This window comes from Gemmatimonadota bacterium (genome assembly GCA_016712265.1).
Classification (GTDB): Bacteria; Gemmatimonadota; Gemmatimonadetes; order Gemmatimonadales; family Gemmatimonadaceae; genus RBC101.
This window is the reverse complement of sequence record JADJRJ010000030.1, coordinates 15,731-33,049: the sequence shown is the minus strand read 5'-3', so window position 1 is coordinate 33,049 and position 17,319 is coordinate 15,731. Positions and strand designations below refer to the sequence as shown.

Below are 17,319 nucleotides of genomic sequence, written 5' to 3'. Positions count from 1 at the left end.
AGCCGCCCGACAGGCGGCGACGAGGAGCGCCGAGAGGAAGAGGAGCCGGGTCACCGCGCCAATTTCGGTGCGCGGCGCGGAGGCGCCAAGAGGCGCGGCGGAATCGTGACTCGCGAGCCGGTGCGTCGGTGCCTCCTAGAACTTCAGGCCGGCGGACTCGGCAAACGCCTTGAACTGCGCTTCCTGCTCCTCCGTGAGCGCCTCAGGCACGGCGATCCCGGTCTCGACGATCAGGTCGCCCCGTTGTCCGTCCTTCTCGATCCCCTGGCCACGGACCCGGAACCGCTTTCCGCTCCCCGTGCCCGGAGGGACCTTGAGGGTGACCTTCTTCCCGTCCAGCGTGCGAACGGTGATCCGCGTGCCTAACGTGGCCTGCGCGATGTTCAGCGGGACGGTCGCGACAAGGTCGGTGCCCTCGCGCGAATAGAACCGGTCCTCGTGGACCTGCAACGTGATGATCAGGTCGCCGGGCGGCCCGCCGTTGCTCCCCTTGGTGCCCTGTCCCTTCAGCCGGATCTTGGTGCCCGTGTCCGCGCCCGGGGGCACGGTCACGACGACCTTGCGGCGCGCGCGCACTTCGCCGGCGCCATTGCAGGTCGCGCAGCGCTCGGTTGGAACCTGGCCTCGACCGGCACAGAGTGGACACGGTCGATTGACGGCGAACCCACCCTGGCCAAACGAGATGACGCCGCGCCCCTTGCACTCCGGACAGGCCGCGAGGGTGGCCCCGGGTGCCGCGCCCGACCCCCCGCAGCTGTCGCAGTCGTCGTTGACGTCCAGCTCAATGGGCACCTTTCCCCCGGCCGCGGCCACACGGAACGGGACCTCGAGGGTGCTCTCGATGGTGTGCCCGGCTTCCGGGGCGCGCGTGCGCCCGCCCTTGCCACTCCCCCCAAACATGGAGGAGAACAGGTCGCCAAGCCCGCCGAGGCCACCGACGTCAAAGTCCTGGTAGCGGCCGGCACCCGGCCCAGCGCCGGGCGGGGTCGACGTGCCCGGACGCGGGCGCGTGCCCGACCCCGCGCCACCGCCGAACCCACCAAACGACCCCATGCGCCGCATGTCGTCGTATTGCTTGCGCTTGTCGGCGTCGCCCACCACCGCATACGCCTCGGAGATCTCCTTGAAGCGTTCCGCCGCCTTGGGATCCGACGCGTTGGCGTCCGGGTGATACTTCTTGGCGAGTCGGCGGTACTGCTTCTTGATCTCGTCGGGGGTCGCGGTGGACGACACGCCGAGCACGGTGTAATAGTCGCGTGGGGCCATGCCTAACGCCGGCTCAGCCGTTCCACTGACGTACCACCACCCGCGCGGGCCGCAGCATCTGCCCCTTGAAGACGTAGCCGCACTGGTACACGCGGGCCACCGTTTGGTCGTGCCCTTCGGACTCGGCGGGCTCGGTCGCCACGGCATCGTGCAGCGCCGGGTCGAAGGGCTGGTCGACCGGGTTCACCACTTCGAGCCCCTGCGTCGTGAGCGCCTTCATGGCCTTCTTCTCGACCATCGACACACCATCCACCACGGTGCGCGCATCCGTCGTCGACGGATCGACCTGGGAGAACCGGCCAAGGTCATCCAGCAACTCCACCAAGCTTCCGATCAACTCGCCCTGGCCCCGGACGCCGGCCTCCAGCCGTTCCTTGGCCGCACGCTTGCGGAAGTTCTCGTGGTCTGCGGCGAGCCTCAGGTACTTGTCCCGCTGCTCTTCGTACGCGGCCTTCCATTCGGCCACGGGGTCACCGGAAATACCGGTGTCACTCCCTCCGCCCTCTCCTTCGGCGGGGGAGGACTGCACGGGGTCGATGGCGGCGGTTTCGATGGTCGGATCTGACTCTGACATATGGCAACGACTACATGGATCACGAAGGGGGAGTTTCGACCCGAAATCTAGCGGACTGAGGCGAGTTGCCGGCGCACGATATCGAGCGCGGCCTGGGTGGCGCGAAAGCGGATTTCCGCACGGTCGCCGATCATCTGCCCCCGGATCGCCATCGGCTCATGCCCAGAGATATCGACCGCGATGCAGACCGTGCCTACCGGCTTCTCAGGGGTGCCACCGCCGGGCCCTGCAATCCCGGTGATTCCCACCCCCACTGCGGCCCCGGTCCGCGCGCGAGCGCCCGACGCCATTGCCCGCGCCACCTCCTGGCTCACCGCCCCATGCGCGAGCAGCACCGACGCATCGACGCCGAGCACCTGTTCCTTGACCTCGTTGGCATAGGCGATCACCCCACCGAGGAAGACGTCACTCGCCCCTGCGATTGATGTGAGCCGTTCACCCAGCAGGCCCCCGGTGCACGACTCGGCCACGGCGAGGGTCAGGCCACCGCTCCGGCACAGGTTCAATACCACCTCGGCCAGATCCGTGGCCCCTCGGGCATAGACCGGGGTTCCGACGCGCTCTTCGAGGACCCGTGCAGCCTCGCCGAGCCGCACCTCGGCCACGTCAGCGCTGAGGCCGCGGGCGGTGAGCCGGAGGTCCACCCCTTCCTGACCCGGGAGGTACGCCAGCGAAAGTCCGAGGACCCCGCGCGCCGCGTCGCCCAGGCGCTCTGGGAGCGCACTTTCGGCGATCCCGGTGGTGCGGATGGTGGTCGACCGGATCGGAAGCCCGGCCGGCCCAATGCGCGACGCGAGGCGTGGCCCCAATTCGTCGGTGTAAATACCGCGCATTTCGCGGGGGACTCCCGGCAACATCGCCACCCATCGCCCGCGATCGTCCTCGAGCCAGATTCCCGGGGCGGTCCCGTGCCGGTTGACCAGGACGTGACAACCTACCGGAAGCATCACCTGCTGGCGGTTGACCTCGGGCGGTTCGGTCCCGCGACGGGTGCGCCATAGGGTGCGGATGTGCTCCCACTGCGCCTCGTCGAAATACAGGTCGCGACCAAACAACGCGGCGATAGCCGGCTTGGTGATGTCGTCTGCGGTGGGGCCGAGTCCCCCGGTGGTGATGACGGCCCCGGTGCGCTCCAGGGCGTCCTGCACGGCGGCGGTCATGGCGGCGCGCTCGTCTCCTACCGATCCACGGCGCGTGACCGGGATGCCAAGCTCACCCAGCTGTCGCGCGAGCCAGGCGCCGTTGGTGTCGATTGTGAACCCGAGGAGGAGTTCATCGCCGATGGTGACGATTTCTACTGCGCGCACGCGGTCAGGGTCGGGGACGCTGCGCGAGGACGAGCGGCCCGTACCGCTGCAGGTAGAGCCACAGGGAGTACACGGTCAGGGAGACGGCCCCCACCATCGATAGCGCGCCGACAATGCCGTTGAAGTGGGCGAAGGCGTGCCACGCGTCACTCTGCCACCGGTGTTCAGCAGCCGCGGCCGCGGCGAAATACCAAAAAAAGGCAGCGCCGGCCCAGATCGACTGGAACGCGGTCTTCCATTTGGCCGGCCCGATGGCGGCAATGACGATCCCGCGGCGCTGGGCGTAGTGGCGGAAGAATGTCATGAAGGCTTCGCGCCCGAGGACGATGCCAATGATCCAGAGCGGGGCCCCCACCAGCCCGATCGGCGTCACGAACGGCCAGGCGATCTTGGCGTTCTGGACGATGGGGCCGATGGTGCCGGCGGCCGCCCAGTCGTCAGGCCCTGGCGTGGACGCCAGGAGGGCGACGTCGCGCGTGAGCCAATACATCGGGAACAGCGTCGCCAGGAGGAGGAGCTTGTCGGCGAGTGGGTCCAGCACCTTTCCCAGGTTGGTGACGAGCCCCCGGTCCCGCGCGAGCTTGCCGTCCACGTAGTCCGTCACCGCGGCCACCACAAACAGGACCCACGCGCTGAACCTCGGCACCCAACCCGCGTTGAAGATCAACGCCACGATCACGGGGGTCGCGGCTATGCGGCTCAGCGTGATCGCGTTGGGGAGGTTCATGCGGGAGGGGGCATCAGGACAGCGACTTCAGGACCAGCTTCGAAACTGCCTTCAAGGTATCGAAGACTCCGTCCCCCGTCACTGCCACCGCCTCAAAGTAAGGGGCCCGTTCCACCCATTCCCCGGTCGGCAGCTGCTGCACGAGGTACTCCCCGGCATGATACGCATCCGGCACCGCCCGCTTTCGTACCGGGTCGGTCACTTCCCAGCCCGGATTCAGGGCGGACTGCAGCTCGCCGAGGGCGGCGGCGTTGGGCAGGTCACGCTTGTTGTACTGGATCACGAAGGGGATCCGGGTGAGGTCGAGGCCGTATTCCTGCATGTTGTCATACAGGTTCTGCATCGACTCCTGGTTCGCCTCCATCCGGTCCATTTGGGAATCGGCGACAAACACCACGCCATCGACCCCCTTGAGGATGAGCTTCCGGCTGGCGTTGTAGTACACCTGCCCCGGCACCGTGTACAGGTGAAAGCGGGTCTTGAAGCCGCGGATGGTCCCCAGGTCAACGGGGAGAAAGTCGAAGAAGAGGGTGCGCTCGGACTCGGTGGCCAGGGAGATGAGCTTGCCGCGGGTATTGGGCGACACCTTCTGGTAGACATGCTCCAGGTTGGTGGTCTTGCCGCCGAGCCCGGGGCCGTAATACACGATTTTGCAGTTGATCTCGCGCGAGGCGTAGTTGATCATCGACATCGGAAGGGCCTCGTGCTACTGGAAGAGACGGTCGATTTCATCCTCGATGTCACCGAGGAGGGCCGGCGCGGAACCCGCCGGCTTCTTGAGGCCGGCCGAGAACATGCGCTCGAAGAGGCGCCCCAGTTCATCCACCGCACCGCGCAGCTTGAGCTTCACCATGCCGAGGGTCGTGCGATGGTCGAACAGCACGACAAGGATCACCCGTCGGGAGACATCGGCCAGGAGCATGGATTCGCGTTCGCCCTGGTGAAACAGGGTCGAGAAGTCCCGCTCCCCGATCAAGCGCGCCAATTGGTCGTTCGCGGCGAAGTCCGCCGCGGCGAGGGTCGCGAACGCTGTCACGTCAAAAGCCGGGCGCTCGCCCGTCGTGGTGATGAGCTGCCCACTCTTGTCGACCAGCAAGGCACACCGCGCCTTGCTGTCAAAGAGGAACCGCTGCAACACCTGCCCGATGGAGGTGTGATCGGCTTCTGAAAGGGACCAGCTGGTGGCACCGAAGTTCATACCCGACTCGTTAGGGAGACCGGGAGCGATCCACCTAGGTCATCTCGCGCCGGGCGAACAACGCCTGCGCGATCGTGCCACCGTCCGCGAACTCGAGGTCTCCCCCCAGGGGAAGTCCGCGAGCGATGCGCGAAACCCGAACACGGTATGGGGCGAGCGACTGCTGGATGTACAGCGCCGTTGCCTCCCCTTCCACGCTCGGGTTGGTAGCCACGATGACCTCCGTGACCCCTCCCGCGGCGACCCGTCGCTCGAGCTCCCGAACCGTCAGTTGGCCGGGACCCACGCCGTCCAGGGGCGAGATCCTGCCCCCCAGCACATGGTACCGACCACGGTACTCCCCCGCCCGCTCGATCGCACTGATATCCGCTGCTTCTTCGACGGCGCAGATGAGCGTTCCGTCACGCCTCGGATCCCGGCAAATGGCACATTCGGCCTCCTCCGTGAGGTTATAGCAGCTCGAGCAGGGGTGGATCCGCTCGCGGAGCACCGATAACGCGTGTGCGAGACGCTGCACCTGGTCCGGCGGCTGCTTGAGCAGGTGGTAGGTCAGCCGGAGTGCGGTCTTCCGCCCGATCCCCGGGAGCCGGGCCAGCTCGGTCGCCAACGCGTCGATGGCGGACATGTGCGTCGAGGAGCTAGAAGGGGAGCTTGAACGGCAGGTTCAGCCCGCCGGTGAGCTTCCCCATCTCCGCCTGGGTGGCGTCCTTCGCCTTCTCCGCAGCCCGCTTCTGGGCCTCGGTAATGGCGACGACCACCAGGTCCTCGAGCATCTCCACATCGGCCGGATTCACGGCTGCGGGGTCGATCTTGACCTTCTTGATATTCCCCTTGCCGTCGGCCTCGACACTTACCATACCACCTCCGGCCGAGCCCGTAACTGTAAGCCTGCCAAGCTCTTCCTGAAGTTGCTCCATCTTTGACTGCACCTGCTGCGCCTGCTGCAGGATCTTGAAAAGGTCGGCCATGGCCTGGCGGGTGAGTGTGGCTAGAGGAGGTCGAGGTCGAGCGCGTCGATCGCCGCCGCAATGATCGGCGACTTCTTGCGAAGGGCGGCGAGGGTGTCTGACTTCACCGACTCCGCGGTCATCCGGGTTGCCTGGCGCGAGGCCGCGGCCTGCCCGGCAAACCCGACCCTGGTGAGACCGGCGATGTGCGGGATGAGCGCGGCAAGAAGGTCCTTCGCCGGAACCGAACCCTCGTCGCCGGCATCGGTCTGGATGGTCAGGAGCCCGGTCGCCGTAACAGCGGTCGGCAGGGAGTGCTCAAGGACCGCGGCAACGAGGGGACGTTCAAGTCGCACCGCCGCCGTGATGTCGTCCCATCGCTCGACCACGGAATTGATGTCCATGGTCGAAACGGGGCGCGGCCCGCTGCCGCCCCTGGGAGCCCTGTCAGCCACGACTTCCGTCGCCACCGACGGTGTGGCCCCTCGGGAGGGCTGCGGCCGCTCGTCTGCCCGCTGGGGGCGCTCCGGGGGAGCCGCGGGGGTCGGTTCAGCGACGCGCCGGATGGCAGAGGCGGCTTCGGCCGGCGGAGCCGCCCGATAGCCCTCACCACCGCGCTGGGGTGCTCGCTCCGGCCCCGGGGCCGCGCGCCGTGCCGGCGGGCCGCTCGCTCCCCCTCTGCCCCCGCTGCCACCACCGGTCTCGCGGAGCACTTCCTCGAGGTCGATGGTGCGGTCGAGCAGGGCGAAGCGGACCAGGAGCGCCTCGAGCAGCAACTGTTGCTGCGTGCTCTTCCGGAACTTGGGCTCTAGCTCGGCGAGGCCGTTGAGCATCCGGAGGAGGTCGCCGGGGGAAAGCCGTCCCTTGCGTGCCTCGAGGCCGGCGCGCGCGGCCTCACTCACTTCCACGCTCGCGGACCCCAGGGACAGGGCCAGGTACGCCCGCAGCATCTCTCCGAGCCCGGTGACGAACTGGCCAAGGTCGATCCCCTGCTCCGCGAGGCGGGAGACCGTGGGAAAGACATCACCGGCCCTCCGATCGGCCACGAGGTCAAGAATGGCGAGGTATTCGTCCTCCGCGACCAAGCCGAGCGCCTCGCGCACCGCGGTCGCCGTCACGGTCCCCGCGCCTAACGATAGCACCTGGTCCGTGAGCGACAGGCCGTCCCGCATGGAGCCGTCGGCCGCGCGGGCGATCATCCCCAGGGCGTCGTCGTCCGCCTGGACCCCTTCCTCCGCGAGCACGGCTCCCAACCGTTCCCGGATATCGCGGGGGCTCATGCGCCGGAAGTCGAACCGCTGCAGACGGGACAAGACCGGTGCCGCCGCCTGCGCGATTTTCTGTGGCTCCGTCGTCGCGAACACAAAGACCACACGTGGCGGCGGCTCCTCGAGGATCTTCAGGAGGGCGTTCCAGGCCTCACGCGTGAGCATGTGGGCCTCATCGACGATGTAGACCTTGTACCGGTCATCGCCCGACGGCGCGTACATCGCGCGTTCGCGAAGCTCGCGGGCATCGTCCACCCCACGATTGGACGCCGCGTCGATCTCCACCACGTCGAGTGAGGCACTCCCCGCCCAGATGCGCTCGCAGGAGGCACACCGCCCGCACGGCTCGCCATCCGGCTGCTTGTCCTCGCAATTCAGTGCCATCGCCAGCACGCGCGCGAGGGTCGTCTTTCCGACGCCACGCGGGCCGCACAACAAGTAGCCGTGCGCCACGCGACCACGCGCGATCGCGCCCTTCAGCGTCGTCGAGACATGCGACTGCACGGCGACGGTCTTGAAGTTCCGCGGGCGGTACTTTCGGGCGAGGGCGAGCACGCTGGAGGACGAGGATCGGAGGAACGAAAAACGGCAGACGGCAGACGGCAGACCGCGATTCGTCGATCGTCGGCTACCTGCAAGCCCCAGCCATCGGGAACAGGGAACAAGCACCCCACCAACGACTCGCGCGGGGCTTGATCGACCCACGATCAACACCCCGCGCGATACTCCAGGTCTGACGAAGCGACGCTCGACATCGCGTACCGCTGCTACCTTCGGGGTCCTCACGGGGTTGGCGCACTTACGCCCTTCGGGACCTGGAGCGAAGGGAAAGCTAGGCGGTGCCTCCCCCCTCCGCCACCGGCCATTCAGACGTATCGCCGAGGGCGCGCCACGACTCGTCGAGCGCCGCCAGGACCACCTCGCCCGCGCGCTGCACCTCTGCGGCCGACACATCGAGGTGAAAGACCGTACGGAGCCGCGACGAGGTCCACACCCCCATGGCCACCCCCGCTTCGCGCGCGCGACCTGCCACGTCGTGCGCCGACATCCCGGGGGCAAGGTCGATCATCACGATATTGGTCTCCGGCGGTACGACGGACGCCGCAATCGCGCGATCGACGACGGCCGCAAACTCGGCCGCATGGTGGTGATCCGTCACCAGCCGGTCCAAGTGGTACTCAAGGCCGTGCAAGCACCCCGCCGCGAGGATCCCGCTCTGCCGCATCACGCCGCCCAACCGCTTTCGGTGTTCGTCGGCTCGGCCGATCGCCACGGCATCACCCACCAGGACCGCCCCAGCCGGCGCGCCGAGTCCCTTGGAAAAGGAGACCATGACCGTATCCGCCAGCTCGCCGAATTCGGCCAGCCCCGTCCCGGTCGCCACGCAGGCGTTCCAGAGTCGAGCCCCATCGAGGTGCACTCGCATCCCGTGCCGGCGCGCGACCTGGCTCATGGCCTGGATCCCGGCGCGCGGGATCACCATGCCACCGGCGCTGTTGTGCGTGTTCTCCAGGCAGAGCAGGGTCGCGCGCGGGAAAAACGGCGAAGGATGCCGGATGGTGCCTTCCAGGTCGACCGCATCCATCATCGGCCCGTCGCCCTCAACCGTACGCAGTTGCATCCCCGCCAGGGCAGACGCGGCCGCCAGCTCGCGATCGACGATATGCGCGTGGCGATCCACATACAGCTCGGTGCCGGGCTCCCCCAGCGCCCAGATGGCCCCCTGGTTGGCCATGGTCCCGCTGGGAAAGAACAACCCACGTTCCTTGCCGAACCGCCGGGCGACCTCCTCCTCCAGCCGGCGCGTGGTGGGATCGCCATCGAGGTAGTCGTCCCCGACGACGGCGCTGGCAATCGCCTGGCGCATCTCGGGGGTGGGGCGCGTGACGGTGTCGGAGCGAAGGTCGATCACGGGAAGATGGACAGAGGACGGCAGACGGCAGACAGCGCCTCGAATCTACCCGGGCTTCCCCGGGGCGTCAGGCGTCAAAACGGGCACGTTGCAGCCGCCTAACGCGGCGGAGTTCGTGCGCCTGCGCCACCTCGCCGCCCAGGATGAACATCAGCGCCGCGTAGTAGACCCAGAAGACCACCGAAATGAGGGCGTACAGAGTGCCGCTATACACCGAGCCGGGATCAAACGACTTGGTGTACGCCGTCCATAAGTTGCGCGCGATCTCCAGGAGCACCGCCGACGACACCGCACCCACCAGCGCCTGCCGCCATCGAATGCGACGGTTGGGCAGCACCTTGTACAGCGAAAAGAGGATGGCGACCACAAAGCCAAAGGCGATCGCCCGGCCGGCGGCATACTCCAGCCATCCCATCACCTCTGCCTGCACCCCCGCCTCGGCCAGGATCCCCAGCCCGCGGGAGCGTGCGACGGCGAGGTAGAGCGACAGCGCCACCCAGGCCAGCAGGAGGATGGTCGAGTACACGGTGATCCGCACATCGAACCACTTCCCCGACAGGATGCTCCGGTCGGTCTCGATGTCGAAGATGTCGGCGAGCACGGTCCGCAGCGACCCGAAGAGCCGCGTGGAGAACCAGACGTACAGCAGGGCCCCGTACACCCCTAACGACTGTCGGGCGGCGACGACGTCCGCGATGAGGCGGTGCACGGCCTCGGCCGATGCGACCTGCGGGGGCAGGAACCGGTCGACCAGTGCCACCACCTCGGCAATCGAGGCGTCCTCCGAGAGGCCGAGGACATAGGTCAGCCCCGACATCAGCAACAACACGAACGGGACGGCGGCCAGCAGGATGTTGAAGGCAATGGCCCCGGCGAGGAAGAAGATCCGATCCTCGCCGGAATTCACCCAGACGCGGCGGGCGTAGTCGCCCAGCGCGAGGGCGACGCGAATCGCCTGCTGCCGGAGCCCCGAGAGGGTCAATCGCTCAGCGTCGCGTCGTCCGGCGCGGCCTCAACCACCACGGCCCCCGGCGTGCCGGGCAACGGGCGATGCACCGCGAGCGGCTTGACCGTTTGCTTCACGATCGCGCGCGTCCCTCGCATCCCCAACTGGGTAAAGAGGAAGGTGAACTTCGCGTCGTACGCCGCGGCCAGCCGCGCCATCGCGTCCGCCGGGAGCGCCCAGAGCTTCGCCTTGAACGGCCCTAACGCCTTCTTGCGGGTCTTGTAGAAGAACTGCTCGTCGGAGTCGGTCGCCTTGCGTTCGTCCTTCGCGTTCTCCCGCAGCCAACCGTAGATCTCGTCCCGCAACCCGGCAGGCAGGTGATCGTACAGCATGTTCTGGAAGTTCGTCGCCAGGTGGATCTCGGCGGTTTCTGTGCGCGGGAAGTTGTGGAACGCATCGTCCGGCAGGGTCGACGCGCCATGCTGGACCGCGCCGGACAATCCATACTCCTTGCGCGCCACCACCGACAACTCTTCCAGCGTGTTCAGGTCCAGCTTGACATCGGCGATCGAGCCGTCGGCCAGCACAACCCCACCGTGCGAGGTCCCCGACTGCACCGAGATCTTGCTGAGCCCCACGGCCCCGGGGGCCACGCGCGCCAGCGCGGCGTTGTAGCCGTCCATAAACGCCCGCAGCTCGTGGACGGTCGAGTTCTCCGTCCCCACTTCGCCGATTTCCCCACCGATCGACACGTTCACTCCCTTGGGTTCGCGCTCGCGAATGTAGCGGGTGATCTCGGCGCAGATCTCGTAGTTCAGGCGCTGCTGCTCCACCAGGGTGGGCTTGGAGAGATCCACCAGGGTCGACGTGTCCACGTCGATGTTGTAGAAGCCGGCCTCGATCGCCTCGTTGGCCAGCTTCTTCACTGCATCGACCTCGGTGACCGGATCGGCGGCGAACTTCTTGTGGTTGACCTGGAAGTGGTCGCCCTGGATGAACAGCGGCCCTCGAAAGCCTTCGCGGAGCGCCGCGGCGAGCATGACCGCGACGTACTCCGAAGGCCGCTGATCGGTGTAGGCAATTTCGGAGCGCGCGATCTCGAGGAGGAACGCCCCGGCGTCCATGGACTTCGCGACGCGAAAGATCGAGCGCGCAGTGTCGTACGAGGCGCCACGCACGTTGATCGCCGGGACCGTGAAGCCGTGGGTCTCGCCGCGGCCGCGCGCCATGTAGAGGTCGTGGATGGAGCACGGCCGGACCCCCACCGCCTGTCCAAGCTCCCACAGCAGCCAGCGCGCATAGTCCTTCGCCTTGGCCTCGCCGAAGACCGCATCGCGGACCACCGCGTCCATGGCCGGGCCGGCGAGGGCGCTTTCGTCGTGGACGGTCACCTTGGCGTCAACGCGGGTGACGGCCTGGCCAAGGGCGGAGTGGGCAGAGATCGGAGCAGTCATGGCAATCGAGCGTTCGGAGGATGTGGCGGGTACCACGTTTGCCGGGGAGACTGGCGGCGACGGGCCAAAGTTACATCACCTGTGCGGGCCCCTACACCCGGCAATCCGCTGACGGCTGCGGCAGGCGCTCGAACGCTTCCCGCGCGGCGTCAAAGCCCGGGCGCCCCATGATCCCGTAGGTGAAGAGTTTCCCCTGCTCCACCCCGGGCTGGTCGAAGGCGTTGACCCCGTATAGCGCCCCGGCGTAGGCCGTCGCGAGCTCGAAGAACATCATCAGGCCGCCGAGGTGCCAGGGATCCACCCGTTCGAGGGTGATCGTTGCACTGGGCCGACCGCGTGAGGCCAGCGCCCCGGCGGTGGCCCGTCGCTCCGTGTTCAGCAGCTCCCAGAGCGAGTGGCCGGCCAGGTAGGCCAGGTCCGGGACGTCCGAGTGAAGGGCGGGTATCGTGACATCCACGTCCGGCTGCTCCACCGCGATGAAGGTCACCGTCTTGTCCTCGGGGCCCTCCATGAACAGCTGGACCTGGCTGTGCTGGTCGGTGGCCCCCAGGGCGGGCACCGGGGTGGGGCCGACGTGCGCGCCACCGGGCTGGATCTTCCCCAGGCTTTCGGCCCACAGCTGCACGAACCAGAGCGCCAGGTCGCGCAGCGGGTCACTGTAGGGAAGCAACACATGGATCGGTTTGCCCCCTCGAGTATCCGCCAACCACTGGAGCACGGCCCAGATCCCGGCCGGATTCCGGTCAAGCTCAGGGGTCGCACAGCGCGTCGCCATGTCCGCGGCCCCGCCCAGCAGGGCGCGGATGTCGATCCCCATCAACGCCGCGGGCAGCGTGCCCACCGGCGACAACACACTGAAACGCCCACCGACGTTGGCGGGAATGTCCAAAGCCGGAATGCCTTCCGCCGTCGCGATCGGCCGCAGCGCCCCCTTGGCCGGGTCAGTCACGAAGCACAGGTGTCGCGCCAGGGATAGTCCCGCAGCGACGAGACGCGAGCGGACGACCAGGTACTGGGCCATCGTCTCTGCGGTCCCGCCGGACTTGGACACCACCAGGAACAGCGTGTCGGCGAGCGTGACGCGCGTAACCACCGCGTCGATCGTATGTGGGTCCACGTTGTCCAGCACGTGGAGGCGCGGAAAACCGCCGCGCGCCGCGGCGTCCAGCTGGTTCCAGTGCGGGGGACGCAAGGCGGTACGCAGGGCCACCGGCCCGAGCGACGACCCGCCGATCCCGAGAAGCACGACATCCGTGTAGCGGCCGGCCGTGCCTGCCACAAAACGCTCGACCGATTCGACCAACGACATGTTGCCGGGCAGGCCAATGAAGCCCAGCTCACCTGACGCCCGCCGCCGCTCCACATCGGCGGCGGCCGCGCGAAAGGCCACGTCGGCGCCCCGCAAGTCGGCGCGCGGCACCCCGCCCCGCACCGCCTCGGACAGCATGAAGGTGTAGTCCAGCGTGATGCTCATCGCCGCGTCTCTCCTCGTCCCGTCAGGTGAAGTGCCATCATCACAGTTCGACCACCAGGCCGTCGTACGCCGGTACGATCCCCGCCGGCAGCTCGGCCTCTAGCGCCGCGTGGAAATTTTCGTGCGTCAGGTGCGTGAGGTAGGTCCGCCGGGCGCCCACCTGCTGCGCGACACTCACCGCGTCGCTGATGCTCAGGTGCGTCGGATGCGCCTTGTGGAACAAGGCATTCAACACGAGGACCTCAACGCCGCGCAGCCGGTCCACCGTCTCCACGGGGACGGTCTTGGCGTCGGTGACGTAGGCGATCGGACCCACCCGGTAGCCAAAGACGCGCACGAGCCCATGGGGCACCGCGATCGCCTGCACCTCCAGGTCACCCACGCGACTGATGTCGCCATCCTCGATCGGGCGGGCCATCCCCTCCGGCTTTGACGTCCCCGGCAGTGGCTGCATTCCGTCATCGAAGATGTAGCGGAAGCGTTCGTGCAGGCGCCGCAGCGTCTCCGGCGGCCCATACATCGGGAGGGCTCCCCGCTGCCGCACGGTGAACGCTCGCAGGTCGTCGATCCCGTGGATGTGGTCAGCGTGATCGTGCGTGAAGAAGACCGCGTCGATGCGATCGATGCCGCACGCAATCACTTGCAGGCGGAGTTCGGGCGGAGTGTCGAACAGGATCCGCGTGCCGGTCGCCGACTCGATCACCGCGCCGCAGCGGGTGCGCTTGTCACGCGGGTCCGTGGAGGCGCAGACCGCACACGGACAGCCAATCTGGGGCACGCCAAAGCTGGTGCCGGTGCCGAGAAAGGTGAGCCTCATGAGGGTCTGCGCCGCATGATGGGGAACCTACCGCCGCCCCCCATCACCGTGCCAACCCCGGCTCAGACCACTTCCACCTTCATCAGGTTGGTCGAGCCGGGGACGTCAAACGGCACCCCGGCCGTCACCACGACACGATCCCCTTCCCGGGCCAGGTCCCGCTGCAGGATGGCCGCGTGGGCCTTCTTGAACATCTCCATGTAGGTCTCGCTCGGCGACACCAGCACGGGGATCACCCCCCAGACCAAGGCGAGCTGGTGGTAGGTCCGCTCGATGTCGGTGAGGACGAGAAGCGGGACCCCAGGTCGCTGCGCGGCGACGATGCGGGCGCTGAAGCCACTCTTGGTGAACACCACCACCAGCGGAGCACCCAGCAGGCGAACGGCGGTCGCGGTCGCCGCGGCGATGGTCTCTTCTGTGGACGCCGCCCCCTGGGCGAGACGTCGCGTATCCCGCGCCGGGGCCGGATGCTGCTCGATCTCGGTGATGATCCGATGCATGGCCTGCACGGCCAGGCGCGGATAGGCCCCCGAGGCCGTTTCGGCCGACAACATCACGGCATCCGTTCCGTCCAGGATCGCATTGGCCACGTCGCTGGCTTCGGCGCGCGTCGGCCGCGGATTCTGGATCATCGACTCCAGCATCTGGGTCGCGGTTATGACCGGCCGGCCCATCACGTTCGCGAGGCGAATGATGCGCTTCTGTACCAGCGGCACTTCCTCGAACGGCAGCTCGACCCCCAGGTCCCCACGCGCCACCATCACCGCATCGGTCGCACGCAGGATGCTCTCGATCTGCGCGAGTGCGGTGTCCTTCTCGATCTTGGCGACGATCAGCATCCCCTTGGGAAGCAGCGCCCGCAATGAGGCGATATCCTCGGCGCGCCGCACGAACGACAGCGCGAGGTAGTCGACCTTTTGCTCGATCGCAAAGCTGATGTCGACCCGGTCCTTGTCCGTCAGCGACGGCGCGGACACCGCGACCCCAGGCAGGTTGAGCCCCTTGTGGCTCTTGATGGGCCCACCGTAGACGACGCGTGCATGCACACGGGGACCAGCGATGTCGAGGACCACCAGCTCGAGGAGCCCGTCGTCGACCAGGATGCGGTCGCCCACCTTTACGTCGGTGGCCAGGTCCTCGTAGGTGACCGGGATGTCTCCGGCCGCGGCAACCGCCTCATAACACAACACGACGTCCTGCCCCGATTCCACGAGGATCGGGGTCGCGAGGTCGCCGATGCGGATCCGGGGGCCCTGCAGGTCGCCGAGGATGGCGACCGGGCGACCACGGCGACGCGCTTCCTCGCGAACGATGCGGATCCGTTCGGCGTGCTGGTCGTGGGTGCCGTGGGAGAAGTTGATGCGCGCGACGTTGAGTCCCGCGTCCATGAGCGCCCCGATCGCCTCGGGGGTCGAGGTGGCCGGGCCCAGCGTGCAGACCACCTTGGTGCGCGGGATATGTGAGGTCACGTCAGGGCGGGATGTGGGCGGTCCCCCGGAGTATCGGCCGGGGGACCCGGGGGACAAGGGTGGCTCAGGCGCGGGCAGCGCCTAACGCCTGTCGCTTGGCAGCCAACCCCCCAATGAGCGAATCGAACGACTTCTGGAACGACGCGAGCCCTTCGGCGAGCAGCTGGTCGGTCACCGCGTCCATTGCGATCGAGTGCCGAGCCAGGGCGGCAAGGAGCGCCTCGGCCTGGTCCCACCCCTGGTCGACCGTGCGGGGCGACTCCCCATGGTCACGGAAGGCCTGCAGGGTCGCGGGCGGCATGGTGTTCACCGTGTGAGGCCCGATGAGGGTCTCGACGTAGATCACGTCACGGTAGGCCGGGTTTTTCGTGCTCGTGCTCGCCCAGAGCGGTCGCTGCACCCGGGCGCCGCGCGCCTGGAGGCGCTCCCAGCGCTCGCCGGCGAACCGCTGCGTGAAGAGCCGGTAGGCCAGTCGCGCGTTCGCAATGGCAGCGCGTCCCTGGAGGGCCGTCGCCTCCCCGCCGATGGCCGCGAGGCGCTTGTCGATCTCGCTGTCGACGCGGCTCACGAAGAACGACGCCACGGAGGCCACGTGGTCGATCGGGTGGCCAGCGGCCGCGCGATCCTCCAATCCGCTGAGATACGCCTCAATCACCCGATCGTGCGCGGAGATGGCGAACAGCAGGGTGACGTTGACGTTGATGCCGTCGGCGATGAGGCGGCGCACCGCGCGGGCCCCCTCGACCGTGCCCGGCACCTTGACCATCACGTTCGGCCGGTCTACCGAGGCCCAGAGTCGACGGGCCTCGGCCACGGTGGCATCGGCGTCGTGGGCAACCCCCGGCGACACCTCGATCGACACGTAGCCGTCGTCCCCACCGGACGCGCGGTAGATCGGGAGAAAGGCGTCACATGCTGTGCGCACGTCGTCCGTCTCGATCAGCTCAAAGACCTCGTGCGCCGTGAGATGGTCGGGGGCGGCCCCGACCTGCGCGTCATAGGCATCACTTTCGGCGAGGGCCTTCTCGAAGATCGTGGGGTTCGAGGTCATCCCTCGCACCCCTTCCTCGATCAGGCGAGCCAACGAGCCGTCCTGGAGGATCCGCCGATCAATGAAGTCCAGCCAAATCGATTGTCCGGCGTCGAGCAACGCCTGAAAACGAGGGTGGCTCACTTCATCGCCCAGGTCGTCGTGAACTCACGCGTGCCCCAGACGATCCGCAGGTCGCCCTTCGGGCTGCCGTCGCCGGCCGGGACCAGGGAAATGACAAACGACTCCAAGCTGACGGGCAAGGTCTTCGCGGCCAGGTCAACGGCCGCCAGGTCGTGCTCCTTCGCGTACTCCGTGCCCCACTGCCCCGTGTTCTTGTTGATGATGAGCTTCCAGCCCCCGCGCGACGACGTGCGCGCGTACAGCGAGTAGGCCCCCTTGGGGACTGAGGCGCCGCCAATCACCAGATCCACCTCGGTCGTGAGGGTGGTCGAGGTGTTCGCGCCGAGCCGCCACACCGTGTCCAGGTCCGCCTTGAGGGCGCCTTCCACGACGCGGCCGCGCGCGTGAGGCTGTCCATAGTCGAGCTTGATCTTTGCTGGCGTGCCCGCCGGCTGGCCTTGCGCGGGGCGCGGCGGGTTGAGCGTCACCTCAACCGTGACGCGGGTGCTCGGTGCCGAGCGGAGTTGGGCAGCGACGGGAGTCGCCGCGGCGACGAGGAGAAGGACGGAGAGACGCAACGGAGGGACCGGTGAATGGTGGCGAGGCTGAGGGCGAAATCTGCCCGGTTGCGAGGGTGCCGGGCAAGCGATTGACGTGGGGGCGTTGCGAGGCATCAGCTGTCCATGCGGGGGATGCGTCACGGTGGCGTATCCGATCGCTGCGCGCCTACAGGCCGGGCCACGCGGGGTCATTTCCGGCGAGCTGCTCCAGAGGTGACCGCCTGCGGGGCTCCCGTCCGGGCTGAAT

General features: G+C 67.8%; 17 protein-coding genes. All 17 read right to left on the bottom strand.

All coding sequences use genetic code 11. The features are described from left to right. Nucleotides 1-135 precede the first annotated feature (135 nt). Nucleotides 136-1,266: a J domain-containing protein gene (locus tag IPK85_15390; protein MBK8248765.1), complete on the bottom strand. Its 1,131-nt coding sequence runs from the start codon at nt 1,264-1,266 to the stop codon at nt 136-138. 13 nt (nt 1,267-1,279) lie between these two features. Then, nucleotides 1,280-1,795 (bottom strand): nucleotide exchange factor GrpE, encoded by a 516-nt coding sequence (locus IPK85_15385; GenBank protein MBK8248764.1) that lies wholly within the window; start codon nt 1,793-1,795, stop codon nt 1,280-1,282. Nucleotides 1,796-1,887: 92 nt separating this feature from the next. Beyond that, nucleotides 1,888-3,147, bottom strand: coding sequence for a competence/damage-inducible protein A (locus IPK85_15380; protein MBK8248763.1), 1,260 nt, complete (start codon nt 3,145-3,147; stop codon nt 1,888-1,890). A 4-nt stretch (nt 3,148-3,151) separates the two neighbouring features. Beyond that, nucleotides 3,152-3,874, bottom strand: coding sequence for a CDP-alcohol phosphatidyltransferase family protein (locus IPK85_15375; protein ID MBK8248762.1), 723 nt, complete (start codon nt 3,872-3,874; stop codon nt 3,152-3,154). 13 nt (nt 3,875-3,887) lie between these two features. Then, the gene (locus tag IPK85_15370) at nt 3,888-4,565 is read right to left on the bottom strand and encodes a gliding-motility protein MglA (protein ID MBK8248761.1); all 678 of its coding nucleotides are present in this window, start codon (nt 4,563-4,565) and stop codon (nt 3,888-3,890) included. Nucleotides 4,566-4,580: 15 nt separating this feature from the next. Continuing rightward, entirely contained in the window at nt 4,581-5,072 is a 492-nt protein-coding gene (locus IPK85_15365) for a roadblock/LC7 domain-containing protein (protein ID MBK8248760.1), read from the bottom strand. 34 nt (nt 5,073-5,106) lie between these two features. Then, nucleotides 5,107-5,697 (bottom strand): recombination protein RecR, encoded by a 591-nt coding sequence (gene recR, locus IPK85_15360; protein ID MBK8248759.1) that lies wholly within the window; start codon nt 5,695-5,697, stop codon nt 5,107-5,109. 13 nt (nt 5,698-5,710) lie between these two features. After that, complete coding sequence (locus IPK85_15355; protein ID MBK8248758.1) at nt 5,711-6,040, bottom strand: YbaB/EbfC family nucleoid-associated protein; 330 nt, start codon at nt 6,038-6,040, stop codon at nt 5,711-5,713. A 20-nt stretch (nt 6,041-6,060) separates the two neighbouring features. Next, nucleotides 6,061-7,842 carry a DNA polymerase III subunit gamma/tau gene (dnaX, locus tag IPK85_15350; GenBank protein MBK8248757.1) on the bottom strand — a complete coding sequence of 594 codons (1,782 nt, stop codon included), beginning with the start codon at nt 7,840-7,842 and terminating at the stop codon, nt 6,061-6,063. A gap of 277 nt (nt 7,843-8,119) precedes the next feature. Continuing rightward, nucleotides 8,120-9,199, bottom strand: a complete 1,080-nt coding sequence (locus tag IPK85_15345) for an aminotransferase class I/II-fold pyridoxal phosphate-dependent enzyme (protein ID MBK8248756.1) — start codon at nt 9,197-9,199, stop codon at nt 8,120-8,122. A gap of 67 nt (nt 9,200-9,266) precedes the next feature. Then, nucleotides 9,267-10,181: a YihY/virulence factor BrkB family protein gene (locus IPK85_15340; protein ID MBK8248755.1), complete on the bottom strand. Its 915-nt coding sequence runs from the start codon at nt 10,179-10,181 to the stop codon at nt 9,267-9,269. After that, nucleotides 10,178-11,599 (bottom strand): class II fructose-bisphosphate aldolase, encoded by a 1,422-nt coding sequence (locus IPK85_15335; GenBank protein ID MBK8248754.1) that lies wholly within the window; start codon nt 11,597-11,599, stop codon nt 10,178-10,180. The genes IPK85_15340 and IPK85_15335 overlap by 4 nt, the downstream gene beginning before the upstream one ends. Before the next feature lie 91 nt (nt 11,600-11,690). Beyond that, nucleotides 11,691-13,073 carry a glucose-6-phosphate isomerase gene (locus IPK85_15330; protein MBK8248753.1) on the bottom strand — a complete coding sequence of 461 codons (1,383 nt, stop codon included), beginning with the start codon at nt 13,071-13,073 and terminating at the stop codon, nt 11,691-11,693. A gap of 40 nt (nt 13,074-13,113) precedes the next feature. Then, the gene (locus IPK85_15325) at nt 13,114-13,890 is read right to left on the bottom strand and encodes an MBL fold metallo-hydrolase (protein ID MBK8248752.1); all 777 of its coding nucleotides are present in this window, start codon (nt 13,888-13,890) and stop codon (nt 13,114-13,116) included. A gap of 62 nt (nt 13,891-13,952) precedes the next feature. Further along, entirely contained in the window at nt 13,953-15,347 is a 1,395-nt protein-coding gene (pyk, locus tag IPK85_15320) for a pyruvate kinase (GenBank protein ID MBK8248751.1), read from the bottom strand. A 76-nt stretch (nt 15,348-15,423) separates the two neighbouring features. Then, nucleotides 15,424-16,533: a transaldolase gene (gene tal / locus IPK85_15315; GenBank protein MBK8248750.1), complete on the bottom strand. Its 1,110-nt coding sequence runs from the start codon at nt 16,531-16,533 to the stop codon at nt 15,424-15,426. Further along, complete coding sequence (locus IPK85_15310) at nt 16,530-17,186, bottom strand: DUF2911 domain-containing protein (GenBank protein ID MBK8248749.1); 657 nt, start codon at nt 17,184-17,186, stop codon at nt 16,530-16,532. Before IPK85_15310 ends, tal begins: the two co-directional genes overlap by 4 nt. Nucleotides 17,187-17,319 lie beyond the last annotated feature (133 nt).